Origin of the sequence: Streptomyces sp. Y1 (genome assembly GCF_041053115.1) — a bacterium.
Taxonomy (GTDB): Bacteria; Actinomycetota; Actinomycetes; order Streptomycetales; family Streptomycetaceae; genus Kitasatospora; species Kitasatospora rubellomurina.
Map to the genome: position 1 here is coordinate 3,979,261 of NZ_CP163445.1, position 17,451 is coordinate 3,996,711.

Genomic DNA, 17,451 nt, shown 5'->3' on the forward strand with positions numbered 1-17,451 from the left:
GTGCGGTCCGGGCCCCGGTCAGCGGCGGGGGCGCCAGACGACGAGGGCGCTGGACTGCGGGGTGGGCGGCTGGTACGGGACGAGGTCGCGGCGGTACGAGGCGTGGACGGCGGCCTCGCGCTGCTGGAGGGTGGCGGCGGCGCCCTCCAGGGAGTCGACGAGCTCGGTGACCCGCGCCTGCAGGGCGGCGACCTGGTTCTCCAGCTCGATGATCCGCTTGATGCCGGCCAGGTTGATGCCCTCGTCCTGGGACAGCCGCTGGACCTCGCGCAGCTGCTGGATGTCGCGCGCGGAGTAGCGCCGGCCGCGGCCCGCGGTGCGGTCGGGGCAGACCAGCCCGAGGCGGTCGTACTGGCGCAGCGTCTGCGGGTGCAGGCCGGACAGTTCGGCGGCGACGGAGATGACGTACACCGGGGTTTCCTCGGTGAGCACGTACTGCGGCGGGGCGGCGGCCCGCCGGGTGCGGCGCGGGGCGTCGCCGGGCAGGCCTTCGCCGAGGCCGGGGCCGATCGGGCTGTCGGGGGTCATCGGGGACATCTGGTGGTCACGCTCCCTTCGCCGCCCGGAAGATGGCGGCTCGCGGGTCGTCGGAGGCGGTGGCCTCGCGGTACTGCTCCAGGGCGTCCAGCGCGTCGCCGGTGACGTGCTGCGGCACCACGACCTCCACGGTGACGAGGAGGTCGCCGCGGGTGCCGTCCTTGCGGGTGGCGCCCTTGCCGCGGGCGCGCATGGTGAGGCCGTTGGCGCTGCCCGGGGGCAGCTTGAGCTTCACGGCGGGGCCGCCCAGCGTCGGCACCTCGATGGTGGCGCCGAGGGCCGCCTCGGGGAAGGTGACCGGGACGGTGACGGTCAGGTTGTCGCCCTTGCGCCCGAAGACGGGGTGCGGGTCGACGTGCACCGTGACGTAGAGGTCGCCGGGCTGGCCGCCGCGCTCGCCCTGGGCGCCCTTGCCCTTGAGCCGGATCCGCTGGTCGGCCTGGACGCCGGCCGGGATGCGGACCTGCATGGTGCGGGCGGAGCTGGCCCGGCCGCTGCCGTGGCAGTCGGGGCACGGGTCGTCGACGATCATGCCCCGGCCGCGGCAGTCCTTGCACGGCTCGGAGAGCGCGAAGGCGCCCTGGCCGCGGCTGACGGTGCCGGCGCCGACGCAGGTCGGGCAGACCCGCGGGGTGGTGCCGGACTTGGCGCCGGTGCCGTTGCACAGGCGGCAGGGGGCCTGGCTGGTCATCCGCAGCGGGACGGTCGCGCCGTCGACGGCCTCCTCGAAGGAGAGCGTCACCTCGGTCTCGACGTCGGCGCCGCGGCGGGGCTGGGCCTGCCGGCCGCCGGTGCGGTTGAACAGGCCGCCGAAGACGTCGCCGATGCCGCCGCCACCGCCGCCGCCCTGGCTGCCGCTGAAGAGGTCGCCGAAGTCGAAGCTGTAGCTGCCCGTGCCGGGGCCGCCGCCGGACCGGAAGCCGCCGTTGGCGAAGAGGCTGCGGGCCTCGTCGTACTCCTTGCGGCGCTTCTCGTCGGAGAGGACGTCGTACGCCTCGGAGATGTCCTTGAAGCGCTCTTCGGCCTTGGTGTCGCCCTTGTTGGCGTCGGGGTGGAACTCGCGCGCCAGCTTGCGGTAGGTCTTCTTGATCTCGGTGGCGGTGGCGTCCTTGGGCACGCCGAGGACCTTGTAGTAGTCCTTCTCGACAAAGTCCTTGCCGCTCATGGCTTCCGCCACCTCCCGAGTTCCATCGTCACTGTGCTGTCAACAGCGCTCAGTGGCAAGGCTGTTGACAGCGCGCTGCGGAGCCGGCCGCCAGACTGGCCGGCGTACGACTCCGCAGCGCACTGGTTGTCAGCTGTCACAGGTGGTCAGCTGTCCGAGCCACCGTCGGCCTTGTCCGCGTCGGCGGACTTCGCCTCGGCGTCCGGGCCGGACGCCGTCTGGGTGCCCGGCTGGGGCTCCGCCACGGCGACCATCGCGGGGCGGATGATCCGCTCACCGATCCGGTAGCCGGGCTGGAGGATCTGCACGCAGGTGTCCTCGGTGACGTCCGAGGAGTAGCTGTGCATCAGCGCCTCGTGCATGGTCGGGTCGAAGGGCTCGCCCTCCTTGCCGAACTGCTGCAGGCCCAGCTTGGCGACGACCGTCTCCAGCGACTCGGCGACGGACTTGAAGCCGCCCGTGACCTCGCCGTGCTCGCGGGCGCGGCCGATGTCGTCCAGCACCGGGATCAGGGACTCTAGGATGTTGGAGACCGCGATCTCGCGGACGGTCAGCCGGTCGCGCTCGACCCGCTTGCGGTAGTTCTGGTACTCGGCCTGGAGGCGCTGGAGGTCGGCGGTCCGCTCGGTGGCCTCGCGCTTGGCGGCGGCCAGCTCGTCGGCACCGGCCTCGGAACCGCCCGCGGCGGCTTCCTCGGCGGCCTTGATCACGGCCTCCTCGGCGGCGGAGTCGTCGCCGGGCTTACCACCCTGCGGCTTGTCCGTCATGCCGACGCACCGCCCTTGGGCTTCTCGTCGTCCACGATCTCGGCGTCGACGACGTCGTCCTCCTTGGCCTGGGCGGAGTCGCCGGCCGCGGCGGCACCGGCGGGGGCGTCGGCGTTGGCGTAGAGCGCCTGGCCGAGCTTCTGCGCGGTGGTGGAGACCTTCTCGGAGGCCTCGCGGATCTTCGCGATGTCCTCGCCCTTGAGGGCTTCCTTGAGCTCGCCGATGGCGGTCTCGACCTCGGTCTTGACGTCGGCCGGGAGCTTGTCGGTGTTGTCCGCGATGAACTTCTCGGTCGAGTAGACGAGCTGCTCGGCGGAGTTGCGGGTCTCGACGGCCTCGCGGCGCTTGTGGTCGTCCTCGGCGTACTGCTCGGCCTCGCGGCGCATCCGGTCGACCTCGTCCTTCGGCAGCGAGGAGCCGCCGGTGACGGTCATCTTCTGCTCCTTGCCGGTGCCGAGGTCCTTCGCGCCGACGTGCATGATGCCGTTGGCGTCGATGTCGAAGGTGACCTCGATCTGCGGCAGGCCGCGCGGCGCCGGCGGCAGGCCGGTCAGCTCGAACATGCCGAGCTTCTTGTTGTAGGCCGCGATCTCGCGCTCGCCCTGGTAGACCTGGATCTGCACGGACGGCTGGTTGTCCTCGGCCGTGGTGAAGATCTCGGAGCGCTTGGTCGGGATCGTGGTGTTGCGCTCGATGAGCTTGGTCATGATGCCGCCCTTGGTCTCGATGCCGAGGGACAGCGGGGTGACGTCCAGCAGGAGGACGTCCTTGACCTCGCCCTTCAGGACACCGGCCTGGAGCGCGGCGCCGATGGCGACGACCTCGTCCGGGTTGACGCCCTTGTTGGCGTCCTGGCCGCCGGTCAGCTCCTTGACGAGCTCGGCGACGGCCGGCATGCGGGTCGAGCCACCGACCAGGACGACGTGGTCGATCTCGGAGAGCGAGATGCCGGCGTCCTTGATCACGTTGTGGAACGGGACCTTGCAGCGCTCCAGCAGGTCCGCGGTCAGCTGCTGGAACTGGGCCCGGGTGAGCTTCTCGTCCAGGTGCAGCGGGCCCTCGGCGGAGGCGGTGATGTACGGCAGGTTGATCGAGGTCTCGGAGGACGAGGACAGCTCGATCTTGGCCTTCTCGGCGGCCTCGCGCAGACGCTGCAGGGCCATCTTGTCCTTGGACAGGTCGACGCCGTGGCCGGACTGGAAGACCTTCACCAGGTGGTCGACGACGCGCTGGTCCCAGTCGTCGCCGCCGAGGTGGTTGTCACCGTTGGTGGCCTTCACCTCGACGACCCCGTCGCCGATCTCCAGCAGGGAGACGTCGAAGGTGCCGCCGCCGAGGTCGAAGACCAGGATGGTCTGGTCGTCCTTGTCGAGGCCGTACGCGAGGGCGGCCGCGGTCGGCTCGTTGACGATGCGCAGGACGTTGAGGCCCGCGATCTCACCGGCCTCCTTGGTGGCCTGGCGCTCGGAGTCGTTGAAGTACGCCGGGACGGTGATGACGGCGTCGGTGACGGTCTCGCCCAGGTACGCCTCGGCGTCGCGCTTCAGCTTCTGCAGCACGAAGGCCGAGATCTGCTGGGGGTTGAAGTCCTTGCCGTCGATGTTGATCTTCCAGCCGGTGCCCATGTGGCGCTTGACCGACCGGATGGTGCGGTCGACGTTGGTGACCGCCTGGCGCTTGGCCACCTCGCCGACGAGGACCTCGCCGTTCTTGGCGAAGGCGACGACGGACGGCGTGGTCCGCGCACCCTCGGCGTTCGTGATGACGGTGGGCTCGCCACCCTCCAGAACGCTGACGACCGAGTTCGTCGTACCGAGGTCGATGCCGACCGCGCGTGCCATCGTAGATACCTCCACGGAAGAGTTGAGCTTTACGGACTCAAGGATGCACGAGGAGCACGAACGAGTCAACAGCCATGAGCCGGAGCGGCTCAACTTTGCTGCGGCCGGATGCCGCCCCTTTCGTCGGGTCCGGTTGCCCCGAACGGGCGATGGTGGCCCCACGTGACTGCCGCCATACCTTGAGCATCTTCTGGCTCGGTGCTAAGGGGCGATAGTGTCCGGCCGGTGGGAGATTAAGTTACCCACGAGTACACTTGACCGACCTTTATCCTCACCGCCGCTGGAGTACGGAGAAGCCGGATGCAGCTAGCAGCGATCCTCATCTCACTGGGCACAACCCTGGTCGGCGTGGCGCTGTTCGCTCGTGCCGTCGCGCAGATCTACAAGTTCGTCCGGCTCGGCCAGCCCGTCCCGAAGGGCGCCCGGATCAACAATCCGGTGGCCCGCACGGTGACCCTGATCCGGGAGTTCCTCGGCCACACCCGGATGAACAAGTGGGGCATCGTCGGCGTCGCCCACTGGGCCGTCGCGGTCGGCTTCTACGCGCTCATCCTCACCCTGGTCGGCGCGTTCGGCCAGCTCTTCGATCCGGACTACGAGGTCCCGATCATCGGTGACTGGACGCCGTACCTGCTGTTCCAGGAGCTCCTCGGCCTGGTGACCTTCCTCGGCATCGCGGCGCTGATCGTGATCCGGCAGCTGAGCCTGCCGAACCGGGCGGGCCGCAAGTCCCGCTTCGCCGGCTCCAACATGGGCTTCGCGTACTTCGTCGAGGCCGTCATCTTCATCATCGGCGCGGCCATCCTGACCCTGCGCGGCCTGGAGGGCGCGCAGCTGGGCGCCGACCACTACTCGCTCGACTACGTGGTCTCGTACCCGCTGGTGAAGCTGTTCTCCGGGCTGAGCGCCGGCACCCTGCACAACCTGCTCTGGGTGGTCGCGACGATCAAGATCTCGGTCTCCTTCATCTGGATGATCACGGTCTCGCTGAACACCAACATGGGTGTGGCCTGGCACCGCTTCCTGGGCTTCCCGAACATCTGGTTCAAGCGCAACGCGGACGGCGCCACGGCGCTCGGCGCGCTGCTGCCGATGACCTCCGGCGGCCAGCCGATCGACTTCGAGGACCCGGCCGACGACGCCGTCTTCGGCGTCTCCCAGGTCGAGCAGTTCTCCTGGAAGGGCATCCTCGACTTCTCCACCTGCACCGAGTGCGGCCGCTGCCAGTCGCAGTGCCCGGCCTGGAACACCGGCAAGCCGCTCTCGCCCAAGCTGCTGATCATGAGCCTGCGGGACCACGCCTACAACAAGGCGCCGTACCTGCTGGCCGGTGGCGGCAAGGACATGGAGGGCACCGAGCAGGCCACCGCCGAGCAGCTGCAGGGCGTTCCCGCCGCCGCGCTGGCCGAGGCCGAGCGCCCGCTGATCGGCACCGCCGAGGAGAACGGCGTCATCGACCCGGACGTCCTGTGGTCCTGCACCACCTGCGGCGCCTGCGTCGAGCAGTGCCCGGTGGACATCGAGCACATCGACCACATCGTCGACATGCGCCGCTACCAGGTCATGATCGAGAGCAACTTCCCGACCGAGGCCGGGACGATGCTCAAGAACCTGGAGAACAAGGGCAACCCGTGGGGCATGGCCACCAAGGCCCGCCTCGACTGGGTCAAGGAGCTCAAGAAGGAGACCGGCATCGAGGTGCCGGTGATCGGCGAGGACATCGAGCCCGCCGAGGTCGAGTACCTCTACTGGGTCGGCTGCGCCGGCGCCCTGGAGGACCGCGCCAAGAAGACCACCAAGGCCTTCGCCGAGCTGCTGCACACCGCGGGCGTCAAGTTCGCGATCCTCGGCAAGGAGGAGACCTGCACCGGTGACTCCCCGCGCCGCCTCGGCAACGAGTTCCTGTTCCAGATGCTCGGCGCGCAGAACGTCGAGACCCTGAACGCCGCGCTGGAGGACGCCCCGACCAAGCGGATCGTGGCCACCTGCCCGCACTGCTTCAACACCATCGCCAACGAGTACCCGCAGCTCGGCGGGCACTTCGAGGTGATCCACCACACCCAGCTGCTGCAGCACCTGATCGACGAGGGCAAGCTCGTCCCGGTCAACCCGGTCGAGGGCCTGATCACCTACCACGACCCGTGCTACCTGGGCCGCCACAACAAGGTCTACAGCCCGCCGCGCGAGATCATGGACAAGGTTCCCGGCCTGCGCCAGCAGGAGATGCACCGCCACAAGGAGCGCGGCTTCTGCTGCGGCGCCGGCGGCGCCCGGATGTGGATGGAGGAGCGCATCGGCAAGCGGATCAACACCGAGCGCGTGGACGAGGCGCTGTCGCTCAACCCCGACATCGTCTCCACCGCCTGCCCGTTCTGCCTGGTGATGCTGTCCGACTCGGTCAACGGCAAGAAGAACGAGGGCGCGGCCAAGGAGCACCTGAAGGTGGTCGACGTCGCCCAGCTGCTGCTCGAGTCGGTGAAGGCGACCCCGCCGGCCGAGACCGAGGAGCAGCCCGCGACGGTGGACGCGTAACGGTCCGCTGTTCGACGGTTCTGCAACAACTGCCCGGCCCGGTGGACGCCGCCAACGCGCCCGCCGGGCCGGGCTTTTCGGTGCCCCGGGGCGGCTCCGGGAGGCTCCGGGAGGTACGGCGGGGGTACGGGGAGTGACGTCTATCGCACAGCCGCCGGACGGGCATTCGGTTGGAAGCAAATACAGTAGGCGCCGGACCGGCTGCGAGCCGGTCGCCGCGTTCCGGACGGACGACCGTCCGGGCGCCCACCCGGACCGGGTGCACACCGGCCGGGCGCAAAACACGACGGAGGTACCGGCCCGCCGGGCCGGGCCGCGGAGAGCACAAGGGGAACAGCGCAGACCATGACCGAGGCGATCATGCTGGTCGGTGGTAAGGGCACGCGACTGCGCCCGCTGACCACCCACACCCCCAAGCCCATGCTGCCTGTCGCGGGCGTCCCGTTCATCGCGCACCAGCTGGCCCGCGCGGCCGCCGCCGGGGTCACCCGGGTCGTGCTGGCCACCTCGTACCTGGCCGAGGTGTTCGAGGACCACTTCCAGGACGGCACCCCGTACGGCATCGAGCTGGTCTACCTGACCGAGCGCGAGCCGCTGGGCACCGGCGGGGCGATCCGCAACGCCGCCTCCGGGCTGACCTGCGGCCCGGACGAGCCCGTCCTGGTCTTCAACGGCGACATCCTCTCCGGCGTCGACATCGCCGCCCTGCGCGACGGCCACGTGGCCGCCGGGGCCGACGTCACCCTGCACCTCACCCGGGTCGAGGACCCGCGCGCCTTCGGCCTCGTCCCGACCGACGAGGACGGGCGGGTGCTGGAGTTCCTGGAGAAGCCGGAGACGCCGGAGCAGATCGTCACCGACCAGATCAACGCCGGCTGCTACGTCTTCACCCGGTCCGTCATCGACCGCATCCCGGCCGGCCGCGAGGTGTCCGTCGAGCGCGAGACCTTCCCCGAGCTGCTGGCCACCGGCGCGCTGCTGCGCGGCGTCGTCGACACCTCGTACTGGCTGGACCTCGGCACCCCGGCCGCGTTCGTCCGCGGCTCCGCCGACCTGGTCCTCGGCAAGGTCGACTCCCCGGCCGTCCCCGGCCCGACCGGCGACGCCCTGCTGCTGCCCGGCGCCACCGTCCACCCCGGCGCCGTGCTCAGCGGCGGCACCGTGGTCTCCGCGGACGCGGTGGTCGAGGCCGGCGCGATCGTCGAGGGCAGCGTGATCCTGCCCGGCGCGGTGATCGGCCCGGACACCCTGGTGAAGGACTCCATCGTGGGCGCCTTCGCCGCCGTCGGCGAGCGCTCGGCGCTGGACGGCGCCGTCATCGGCGACGGCGCGATCGTCGAGTCCGACAACGAGCTGCCGAACGGCATCCGGATCGCCTGCGGCACCCTGCTGCCGGTCGGTGCCGTCCGCACCACCGCCGGCCCGGGCGGCTGCCCGGCCGGCACCACCGCGGCCGCGGCCGTGCACGGGCCGTCCGTCACCGCGCAGCGGTAGCCCTCCGGGGGGCCGCACCGCCCGTTCGTCCCAGACTCGCTGCAAACCGGCCCCGGCTCCGTCCGGGGCCCACGCGCACTGGGCCGGACGGGTACCTTCGGACCGTGGCTGGTAATCGATACGACAGCGGTCAGGGCGCCGACCCGAACGGCGGGTGGGCGCCCCCTCCGCCGCCGGCGGGGGGCCCCGGGGGGCAGGGGCGGCCGGAGGGGCCGGAGTACTTCACGGCGCCGCACCCGGGCGCGGGCGGCGGGTACGACCCGTACGGGGCCGACCGGCCCGGCAGCACCCGGGCGTTCCCGGCGGGCGACCCGTACGGCGGGCAGCCGTACCCGGGGGGCTATCCGGGGCAGGCCGGCTACCCGCGGCAGGACGGCTATCCGGGGCAGCCGGAGCCGGGCTACGGCCAGCACGGCCAGTACGGCGAGTACGGCCAGTACGGGCAGGAGCCGGGCCACCACGACGACGGCTACGGGCAGCAGCAGCCGCCGTACGGCCAGGACAACGTCACCGTCTACCGCGCCGGCGGCCAGTCCACCCCGCACGTCACCGGCCCCCGGCCGCGGTGGCGCGAGCTGCTCGTCGGCATCGTCCGCACCCCGAGCGCGATCTTCGACCGCACCCGCGACCACCAGGTCTGGCTGCCCGCCCTCACCGTCTCGCTGCTGTACGGCGCGCTCGCGGTGCTCGGCATCGGCCTGACCCACGACGACATCGTCAACTCGACCTTCAGCGTGGCGCTGACCGGCATCGCCGCCGCCGCGATCGGCTTCACGATCGCCGGCGCCGTCTTCGGCGGCGTCACCTACGCGCTGGCCCGCCAGCTCGGCGGCGACGGCCCGTGGCGCTCGACGGTCGGCCTGGCCGCGCTGATCGGCTGGCTGACCGACGCCCCCCGGCTGCTGCTGGACCTGGTGCTGCCCTCCGGCAGCGCCGTCGTCCAGGTCGTCGGCTGGGCCACCTGGATGTTCTGCGCCTACCTGCTGACCAGCATGGTCCGGCGGGTGCACGACCTGCCCTGGGGCAAGGCGGCGGCCGCCGCGGCCGTCCAGCTGCTCGCACTGCTGGTGCTGATCAAGCTGCCGACCCTGGGCTGAGCACCCCGCGGCCGCTGCGGCCCCCGGGCGGCCTGCGGGCAGAATGGGGGCGGGCCCCGGGCACGAGCCGGGCCCGCCCACCCCTCGCAGGCCGACACCCACCGGAGCCAGCCATGACCCTGCCCACCACCCACGTCAGCTTCCCGGCCGGGGCGGTGACCGGCGAGTCCCCGGTGCTCGCGGTGAGCCCGCTGGCGGACGGCCGGTACGCCGTCGTCACCGCGGCGACCCCGTTCCACCCGCTCGACCACACCTGGCCCGACCAGCCGGCCGACCACGGCACCCTCACCGTGGACGGCACCGAGCTGGCCGTCGTCGACTGCCTCACCGGCGCGGTCGGCCCGGACGGCGGCGAGCTGCTGGTCGGCGCCGACATCCCGGTGCGACGCGGCGACGAGGAGTGGTCCTGGCTGGTCCTGCACGTCCTGGACACCGACCCCGGCGAGATCGTCGGCCGCACCGCCGCCCTGGCCGTCGACGCCGAGCGCCGGGCCGCCCTCAGCGCCTCGCACAGCGGCTGCCACCTGCTCGCCCTCGCCCTCAACGCCGCGCTGGCCCCGCGCTGGCGCAAGGACCCGGGCCGCTCGGACGCCTTCGGCAACCCCGACTTCGACAGCCTGGCCATGGCGAGCTCGGTGATGGACACCGCGGCCAGCACCGACACCTACCGGCTCGGCAAGTCGCTCAAGAAGAAGGGCTTCACCGCGGACGCCACCGAGGACCTCCCCGCCCTCGCCGACGCCCTGCCCGCCCTCACCGAGGCCGTCAACGCGCACCTCGCCGCCTGGGTCGCCGCCGACGCCCCGGTCCGCATCGACGTCCCCGGCCCCGAGCTCACCGCCCGCCGCCAGTGGCACTGCGAGCTGCCCGAGGGCGGCGCGCAGATCTTCTGCGGCGGCACCCACCTGCACCACCTCGGCCAGCTCGCCGAGCTGCGCACCGAGCTGCGGCTCTCCGAGGACGGCACCGAGCTGGTCGCCGTCACCAGCCCGAAGCGGGCCTGAGAACGCCGCGGGCGGTCGCCCCTTCGGTGGAAGGGGCGACCGCCCGCCGTGCGTGCTCCGTGGGTCGTCAGACCTGGCTGCGGTGGAAGTTCAGGTACGAGCGGGACGGCGTCGGGCCGCGCTGGCCCTGGTAGCGCGAGCCGTAGCGCTCCGAGCCGTACGGGTGCTCCGAGGGCGAGGACAGTCGGAACAGGCACAGCTGCCCGATCTTCATCCCCGGGTACAGCTTGATCGGCAGCGTCGCGACGTTCGACAGCTCCAGCGTCACGTGACCGCTGAAGCCCGGGTCGATGAAGCCCGCCGTGGAGTGCGTCAGCAGGCCCAGCCGGCCCAGGCTCGACTTGCCCTCCAGCCGGGAGGCCACGTCCTCGGGCAGCGTGATGACCTCGTATGTCGAGGCCAGCACGAACTCGCCCGGGTGCAGGATGAACGCCTCGTCGCCCTCCGGCTCCACCAGCCGGGTCAGGTCCGGCTGCTCCTCGGAGGGGTCGATGTGCGGGTACTTGTGGTTCTCGAACACGCGGAAGAAGCGGTCGAGGCGCACGTCGATACTCGACGGCTGGATCATCGACGGGTCGAACGGGTCGATGACGACCCGACCCAGGTCGATTTCGGTCCGGATGTCCTTGTCAGAGAGCAGCACGCTTCGAGGTTACGTGCACGGCAGGGCCCCGGACGAATCCGTCCGGGGCCCGTTCCGCTCTCCGTCCGCCCTCAGGCCAGGAACTCCGCGGCCTCCAGCCGCATCGCCCGGGCCAGTTGCGCCCCCGACAGCTCCCGCACGTCGGCCAGCACCGAACTCCGCAGCCGTCCGCACTGCGGGCAGCGGATCAGCCGCCCGGGCCCGAGCCGCCCGGGCCCGAGGTTCTGCATCGGAAACGTGGTGGTGCTGAACAGGTGCCCCTCGGCACAACGAACGACGGCGCGCTGCTCCATCGATCCCCTTCCCATCCCTAACCCAGTACTCACCCGTACTCGTGCGCCCCGGCGACCGGCCCCGGGACAGCGTCACATTAGGGGATGTTCCGGACATTCCACACCGTGGCTCGCCGCCCCGAACCCCACCCGCCGGAGCACTCGCACGCGGCCCACACAGTACGCCCCGCACCCGCTCCCGACCGGCTCCGCCACGTCCCCGAACCACCCGTGCGACCACAGTCGCGGATGGGGTAAGGTGGCACCAGATCGAGGCGTCTCTGACGGCTCGTCAGGCGGGCGTAGTTTAATGGTAGAACATGAGCTTCCCAAGCTTAGAGCGCGAGTTCGATTCTCGTCGCCCGCTCCACTACCGAAAGCCGCAGGTCAGGTGACCTGCGGCTTTCGTGTTGTCCGGGCCCGGGCGGGCCCGGCCGGTCGGCGGTCGGGCGGGCCCGGGGCGGTGCGGGTGGTTATGCCGGTGGGGTGCTCCGGTGGCGGGCGAGGGCCTGGTCGAGGTGGCGGCGGAGGGCGCGGCCGAGGGGCTTCTCGACCACGCGGTGGATCAGCCAGGCCAGCAGGAGCATCGAGACGGTGGTGAGGGCGAGCCGGCCCCAGGGGCCGAGCCAGTGGGCGTGCGCGGTGAGTTCGGTGGCCATGGGCAGGCCGAGGCTCTGGTGGACCAGGTAGAAGGGGTAGGTGAGCGCACCGGCCGTCATGAGCCAGCGCCAGCGGATGCGGGCGAGGGGGCCGATGGTGGCCAGGAGCAGGAGGGCCAGGAAGGCGGTCAGCAGGGCGCCGGCGACGGTCCAGGAGCAGAGCGCCTTGGACCCCCAGTCCCGGTAGTGGCCGGCCAGCCGTCCGGGGAGCACGGCCAGTTCGTAGCACCAGGCGAAGCCGAGGAGGATCCAGAGCATGAGGTTCTGGCCGAAGCGGTACATGAGGTAGACCGCGATGCCGGCGACGAACAGGCCGGCGTACTGGGTGAGGACGAAGTCGTCCAGGAACGTGCTCTTCGTCTCCGAGGTGATGATCCCGGCGGCGAGCCAGATGACGCAGAAGCCCATGACCCGGTGGTAGGTGGTGCCGAAGGCCAGGAGGACGGCCATCAGGAGGTAGAAGTGGGCCTCGACGGCGAGGGTCCAGGCGACGCCGTCCAGGAGGCTCGCGTGCAGGGCGTCCGGGAACATGGTCAGGTTGGCCAGGACGACCCGGGGGTGGATCACCGCGCCGACGTCGTGGGTCTGCAGGGGGATCAGCGCGAACCTGGCCACGATCAGGACGATCGCGCACCAGTAGGCCGGGTAGAGCCGGGATATTCGCGAGACGGCGAACTGTCCTGCCGTGCGTCCCCAACAGCTCATGCAGATGACGAATCCGCTGATGAGGAAGAAGGCCTCGACACCGAGCCAGCCGTACATCGACGCGTGGTGCAGCGGGCCGGCGAACTCCTTGGCGGACGGCCCCCACAGGTCGGGCGGGATCGCGGCCAGGTAGTGGAATCCCGTGACGGCGAGCGCGGCGAGCAGGCGCATGCCGTCGACGACGGCCAGCCGGGGCCCGGCCTCGCTCCGGCCGCGGCCTTCGGCCGGGGCTTTCGCCCGTGCGAGACCGTTCCAGGCCTGTCTGCTGGAGGGCGGGGACGTGGGCGCGTGGAGCACTGGCTGGAGTCCGATCGGGTCGGCACGCCCGCTCTCGCCCGGGACCGCGGACGAAGGTCATAGGCGTGGGGGAACGGTGATGCCTCTCAGCCGTGGCGCGGGGGCGCACCACCCGCAGACTGATCAACCGAGCGATTATCTTATGTGCAGCCCATTCGAGTGAACGCGGGGCGCGAGTTCGATTCCCGTCGCCCGCTCCGCACCGGCAGCCGCAGGTCAGGTGACCTGCGGCTGTCGTGTTCTCCGGGGGCGGGCGGGGGTCAGGGGGTGACGCCGGCGAGGTGGCGGCCGCCGGGGCGGGCGGCCTCGGCGAGGAGGGCGGGGTCGTCGCCGACCGCGACCGGGTGCCCGACCGCGCGCAGGAGCGGGAGGTCGGTGGCGTGGTCGCCGTAGGCGGTGCACCGGGTGGGGTCGAGGCCGTGGGTGTGGGCCCAGCCGCGGGCCGCGACGGCCTTGGCGGGGCCGATCATCGGGTGGGTGACCTCGCCGGTGAGCCGTCCGGCGACGATCAGCTGCGGGGTGCCGAGGGCTTCGTGGGCGCCCAGGTGGCGGGCGATCGGGTCGAGGCAGGGGAAGAACGAGCCGGAGACGAGGACGACCCGGTCGCCGGCCGCGAGGTGGCGCTCCAGGGCGCGCAGGACGGGGCGGTGGAAGAAGCCGCCGCCCGCCAGCTGCTGCCGGAACCACTCCTCGCCCTGTCGGGTCAGGTCGGCCGCCTCGGCGCCCGCGTAGTGGCGGTAGTAGGCGCGGTTGACCTCCTCGCGGGAGAGCCCGTGGTCGGAGAGCAGGCGCAGCCCGGTGCGGGCCCGGTGGTAGACGGCCGGGGGGCGGCCGGTGGCGGCGAAGTGGAACTCCAGGAAGCTGAACATGGTCTTGGCGGTCACCAGCGTCTCGTCGACGTCGAAGAACGCGGCCGCGCCGGGCACCTCGGGCATGGCGGAGGGCTCCTGTCAGGACGAGGGGACGGACGAGGGGACGGACGATGGGACGGGCGAGGGGACGGGCGGGGGGAGGGACGGCGGGAGGAACAGGGCGATGGACTCGGCGACGCAGGCCGGCCGGTCCCGGCCCTCGACCTCGACGGTGACCCGGACCCGGGCCCGGAGGCCCTGCGGGGTGTCGACGGCCTCGACCAGTTCGGCGGTGCCGCGGATCCGGGAGCCGACCGGCACGGCGGCGGGGAAGCGGACCTTGTCCAGGCCGTAGTTCACCCCGGCCGCCGCGCCGTCGATCCGGTAGATCTCGGCGCAGAGCGCCGGGAGCAGCGAGAGCGTGAGGTGGCCGTGGGCGACGGTGGTGCCGAACGGCCCCCCGGCGGCCCGGGCCGGGTCGGTGTGGATCCACTGGCGGTCGTCGGTGGCGTCCGCGAAGGCGTCGACCCGCTGCTGGGTGACGGTCCGCCACCCGCTGCTGCCGAGGACGGACCCGCGGGCGGCGGCGAAGGCCTCCAGGGTGGGAAAGACGCGCATGTCGGTCTCCTCGGACGACTCAGATGGACGTGTAGCCGCCGTCGACCGGGACGGCGGTGCCGGTGACGTACGAGCTGGCGCGGCTCGCCAGGTAGAGCAGGGCGCCGTCCAGCTCGTCGAGGGTGCCCTCGCGGCCCATCGGGGTCCGCTGGGTGATCCACCGCCGGCCGGATTCGGTGTCGAGCATGTCCGCGGTCAGTTCCGAGCGGAACCAGCCGGGGCAGATCGCGTTGACCCGTACGCCGCGACGGGCCCACTGGGCGGCCAGTTCGCGGGTCAGGCTGACCACGCCGCCCTTGCTCGCGGCGTACGCGGCCTGCGGCAGCGTCCCGCTGGCGACCAGCCCGTAGATCGAGGCGATGTTGACGATCGTCCCGGAGCCCTGCGCGAGCATCCGCTCGCCGACCAGCCGGCTCAGCGCGAACACCGAGGTCAGGTTGACGTCGACGAGGCCCGCGAAGGCCTCCGGCCGCTCCTGCTCGGCGGGGACGACGCGGGACGAGCCGGCGTTGTTGACCAGGACGTCGATCCGGCCGAAGTGCTCGGCCACGGTGGCCACCAGCCGTTCCCGGTCCTCCGGCAGGGTGACGTCGCAGGGGACCGCGAGGCTGTCGGGGCAGTGCGCGGCGACCTCCTTCAGCTGCCCCTCCCGGCGGGCCGTCAGCGCGACCCGGGCGCCGGCCGCCGCGAGCACCCGGGCGAAGCGGGCGCCCAGCCCGCTGGACGCGCCGGTGACCAGGGCGACCTGGCCGTCCAGCCGGAAGAGCGCGGCCGGGTCGCCGACCGGCGGCGGCACGGGGGTGCTCACCGGGCCACCTCCACCACGGCGGAGGTCCAGGTGAAGCCGGCGCCGGCGCTGAGCAGGACGACCAGGTCCCCGGGGCCGAGGGTGCCGGCGGCCAGCAGGTCGGTCAGGTTGGCCATCGGGTCGCCGGCGCCCAAGTGGCCGGTGGCGCCGCCGAGTTCGACCACCGGCGCGGCGCAGACCTCGGCGAAGGCGGGCTGGTACGAGCCGGTCAGCACGTGGCCGGCGAGCCGGGGCAGTGCGGCGGCCCGCAGCCGGGGGTCGTCGCCGCGCAGGCCGGCGTCCTCCAGCGAGCGGCTGACCACGGTGGTGACGGCGGAGTGCGCGGTCTCGCCGAAGTCGACGCTCGGCCGCCCGGTCATGAACTCCTTCTTCGCCAGGCGCGGTTGAAGGGTCTTCAGGCCGCTCAGCGGGGCCGGGGTGAACGGGGCGTCGCCGCGGTGCATCGCCTCCAGCTCGGAGGCGGCGACGCTGGCGGTGGCCAGCAGCCGGACGGAGGGCCCCTGCGGCGCCCGGGTGAGCAGCACCGAGGTGGCGCCGTCGCCGTAGGCGATGCCGAGGTCTCCGCCCCAGCGGTCGAAGCCGGGCGGCGGGTAGCAGTCGGCGGTGGTGACCAGGGCGCTGTCGATCTTCGGGTCGACGATCATGTCCCGGGCGGCCTGGTCGATCGCCGACATCCCGCCGTTGCACATCTGCTGGACGCCGACCGGCAGGGCCTTGAAGGCGCCCAGGCGGTCCGCGAGGTAGTGCGCGGGGCACCAGAACTCGTGGCCCTGGTGGAAGGTCCAGGCGTGCAGCACCCGGCCGAGCTGCTCGCCGGCCACGCCGGCCGCCGCCAGCGTCCGCGCGGCCGAGCGCTCGGCGAGCTCCACCGGGGGCAACTCGCTGACGCTCAGGCCGGAGTAGCGGTAGCGCTCGGCGTTGTACTCGCTGATCAGGCCCTCCGCGACGGCTTCGGCGGCGGTCTGCAGGCGCTCGCCGAGGACGGTGGCCGGGGCGCTCAGGTAGAGCGGCAGATCAAAGCGCATCGCCGGCTCCACGGGTGTCCTGCGGCCAGCCGACGGTGAGGCCGAGACGGACCTGGATGCGGGCGACGGTGTGGTTGGACTGCAGGAACGAGACGGCGATCAGCCGGCCGCCGTCCGCCGCGGTGGCTGCCGCGGTGTCCGCCGTGCCGTCCGCCGCGCCGTCGTCCGGGACCAGGCAGGCCTGGACGAGCAGGTCGGAGTCCAGCTCGGCGAAGCGCAGGTAGGTGGCGGTGATCTGCTGCAGGAAGAGCTTCGCGGGGGCCTGCCCCAGCCGCTCGCCCAGCAGGAACACGGCGGCCTGGCGGGCGGCCTCCATCATCACCGGGCCGGGCACGTGGTCCTGCGGGTGGTCGAACATGCTGCGGTGGGCGACCGGCACGTGCAGCCGGGCGACCACGGTGTCCTCGGTGTCGCGGACGTCGCGCAGCACCACGTTCTCGGCGTGCTCGCGGCCCACCAGGTGCGGGCGCACGGGGGCGGCGGGGCCGTCGGCGGGGAGGGTGTCGGAGTACGGCGGCGGCGTGGTGCGGTGGCTCATGCGCAGCTCCTGGTAGACGTCGTCGGGGCGCAGCGCCGTGTCGACGGAGACGGTGCCGACGCTGCGGCCGCCGACCAGGACCTCGACGTCGTGCACGACCCGGGCGGTCACCCCGGCGAACATCTTCTCCAGCGAGACCTTGCCGAGCAGGGTCAGCTCGGGCACCCCGCCGTCGGCGAGCAGCGGGGCCGGGTCGGTGATCTCCATCCGGCACTCGGCGGTGATGGACTTGGTGTCCTGCGAGGCGCCGTGCTGCAGGTGCATCGCGCAGAGCAGCATCTGCCGGACGCTCTCGAACACCGCGAGCGGGTCGTGCAGTTCGGGCCGGCCGGTGTGGTCGCCGTAGTAGGAGTGCGCGGGGGGCAGCTGGGCCGCGGCCTCGAAGGTGGTCGAGTCGATCGTGCGGAAGTCGGTGAGGAAGACCTCGGCGATCGCGGCCCGGTGGACCAGGTGCCGGTCGATGGTGCGGCGGGTGGTGAGGTCGGCGGTCGGATCCGTACGGACGTCGAGCGTGGTCATCACTGCTCCAGGGGGTCGGGGGCGGCCGGCGAGGGCCTCGGTCCGGGGGGTGGGTGGGGCCACCCCGGCGGGGGCGGCC

15 protein-coding genes, 1 tRNA gene and 1 pseudogene are annotated in these 17,451 nt (G+C 72.3%); 5 read left to right on the forward strand and 12 right to left on the reverse strand.

Annotated elements, in window-relative coordinates:
• Positions 1-18: 18 nt before the first annotated feature.
• The 4 genes from AB2U05_RS16865 to dnaK form a co-directional block, all read right to left on the reverse strand.
• The gene (locus tag AB2U05_RS16865) at positions 19-537 is read right to left on the reverse strand and encodes a helix-turn-helix transcriptional regulator (RefSeq protein WP_369183615.1); all 519 of its coding nucleotides are present in this window, start codon (positions 535-537) and stop codon (positions 19-21) included.
• Positions 538-544: 7 nt separating this feature from the next.
• Positions 545-1,702 carry a molecular chaperone DnaJ gene (gene dnaJ / locus AB2U05_RS16870; RefSeq protein WP_045692653.1) on the reverse strand — a complete coding sequence of 386 codons (1,158 nt, stop codon included), beginning with the start codon at positions 1,700-1,702 and terminating at the stop codon, positions 545-547.
• Between the two features lie 146 nt (positions 1,703-1,848).
• Entirely contained in the window at positions 1,849-2,469 is a 621-nt protein-coding gene (gene grpE / locus AB2U05_RS16875) for a nucleotide exchange factor GrpE (RefSeq protein WP_045692652.1), read from the reverse strand.
• A complete protein-coding gene (gene dnaK, locus AB2U05_RS16880; RefSeq protein ID WP_045692651.1) occupies positions 2,466-4,310 on the reverse strand; it encodes a molecular chaperone DnaK in 1,845 nt (614 codons plus the stop codon). Before dnaK ends, grpE begins: the two co-directional genes overlap by 4 nt.
• A 300-nt stretch (positions 4,311-4,610) precedes the next feature.
• Here dnaK and AB2U05_RS16885 point away from each other — a divergent pair, with 300 nt between their 5' ends.
• The 4 genes and pseudogenes from AB2U05_RS16885 (at position 4,611) to AB2U05_RS16900 (ending at position 10,437) form a co-directional block, all read left to right on the forward strand.
• Positions 4,611-6,842, forward strand: a complete 2,232-nt coding sequence (locus AB2U05_RS16885; RefSeq protein ID WP_045692650.1) for a (Fe-S)-binding protein — start codon at positions 4,611-4,613, stop codon at positions 6,840-6,842.
• Between the two features lie 345 nt (positions 6,843-7,187).
• A pseudogene (locus tag AB2U05_RS16890) lies at positions 7,188-8,261 on the forward strand (sugar phosphate nucleotidyltransferase); the annotation flags it as partial.
• 179 nt (positions 8,262-8,440) lie between these two features.
• Positions 8,441-9,433 (forward strand): YIP1 family protein, encoded by a 993-nt coding sequence (locus AB2U05_RS16895; RefSeq protein WP_369183616.1) that lies wholly within the window; start codon positions 8,441-8,443, stop codon positions 9,431-9,433.
• 113 nt (positions 9,434-9,546) lie between these two features.
• On the forward strand, positions 9,547-10,437 hold the full coding sequence (locus AB2U05_RS16900; protein ID WP_369183617.1) for a metal-dependent hydrolase: 891 nt from the start codon (positions 9,547-9,549) through the stop codon (positions 10,435-10,437).
• Between the two features lie 67 nt (positions 10,438-10,504).
• Here AB2U05_RS16900 and dcd read toward each other — a convergent pair whose 3' ends face one another.
• Entirely contained in the window at positions 10,505-11,080 is a 576-nt protein-coding gene (gene dcd, locus AB2U05_RS16905; RefSeq protein WP_045692647.1) for a dCTP deaminase, read from the reverse strand.
• A gap of 71 nt (positions 11,081-11,151) precedes the next feature.
• Entirely contained in the window at positions 11,152-11,373 is a 222-nt protein-coding gene (locus tag AB2U05_RS16910) for a hypothetical protein (protein WP_078859593.1), read from the reverse strand.
• Positions 11,374-11,648: 275 nt separating this feature from the next.
• Between AB2U05_RS16910 and AB2U05_RS16915 the strand changes: the two genes are divergently transcribed.
• Positions 11,649-11,722: transfer RNA gene (locus AB2U05_RS16915), tRNA-Gly, on the forward strand.
• A gap of 103 nt (positions 11,723-11,825) precedes the next feature.
• On the opposite strand, the gene AB2U05_RS16920 is transcribed toward AB2U05_RS16915, so the two are convergent.
• The 6 genes from AB2U05_RS16920 to AB2U05_RS16945 all read right to left on the reverse strand — a co-directional run bounded on the left by AB2U05_RS16920 (position 11,826) and on the right by AB2U05_RS16945 (position 17,372).
• The gene (locus AB2U05_RS16920) at positions 11,826-12,887 is read right to left on the reverse strand and encodes an acyltransferase (protein WP_045692645.1); all 1,062 of its coding nucleotides are present in this window, start codon (positions 12,885-12,887) and stop codon (positions 11,826-11,828) included.
• A 386-nt stretch (positions 12,888-13,273) separates the two neighbouring features.
• Positions 13,274-13,948, reverse strand: coding sequence for an HAD family phosphatase (locus AB2U05_RS16925; RefSeq protein WP_045709169.1), 675 nt, complete (start codon positions 13,946-13,948; stop codon positions 13,274-13,276).
• A 15-nt stretch (positions 13,949-13,963) separates the two neighbouring features.
• Complete coding sequence (locus AB2U05_RS16930) at positions 13,964-14,482, reverse strand: MaoC family dehydratase (RefSeq protein ID WP_369183618.1); 519 nt, start codon at positions 14,480-14,482, stop codon at positions 13,964-13,966.
• Positions 14,483-14,501: 19 nt separating this feature from the next.
• On the reverse strand, positions 14,502-15,290 hold the full coding sequence (locus tag AB2U05_RS16935) for an SDR family NAD(P)-dependent oxidoreductase (protein WP_244178625.1): 789 nt from the start codon (positions 15,288-15,290) through the stop codon (positions 14,502-14,504).
• Positions 15,287-16,315, reverse strand: a complete 1,029-nt coding sequence (locus tag AB2U05_RS16940) for a ketoacyl-ACP synthase III family protein (protein WP_045692730.1) — start codon at positions 16,313-16,315, stop codon at positions 15,287-15,289. The genes AB2U05_RS16935 and AB2U05_RS16940 overlap by 4 nt, the downstream gene beginning before the upstream one ends.
• Positions 16,305-17,372 (reverse strand): AfsA-related hotdog domain-containing protein, encoded by a 1,068-nt coding sequence (locus tag AB2U05_RS16945; protein ID WP_052706354.1) that lies wholly within the window; start codon positions 17,370-17,372, stop codon positions 16,305-16,307. The genes AB2U05_RS16940 and AB2U05_RS16945 overlap by 11 nt, the downstream gene beginning before the upstream one ends.
• Between the last annotated feature and the right edge of the window lie 79 nt (positions 17,373-17,451).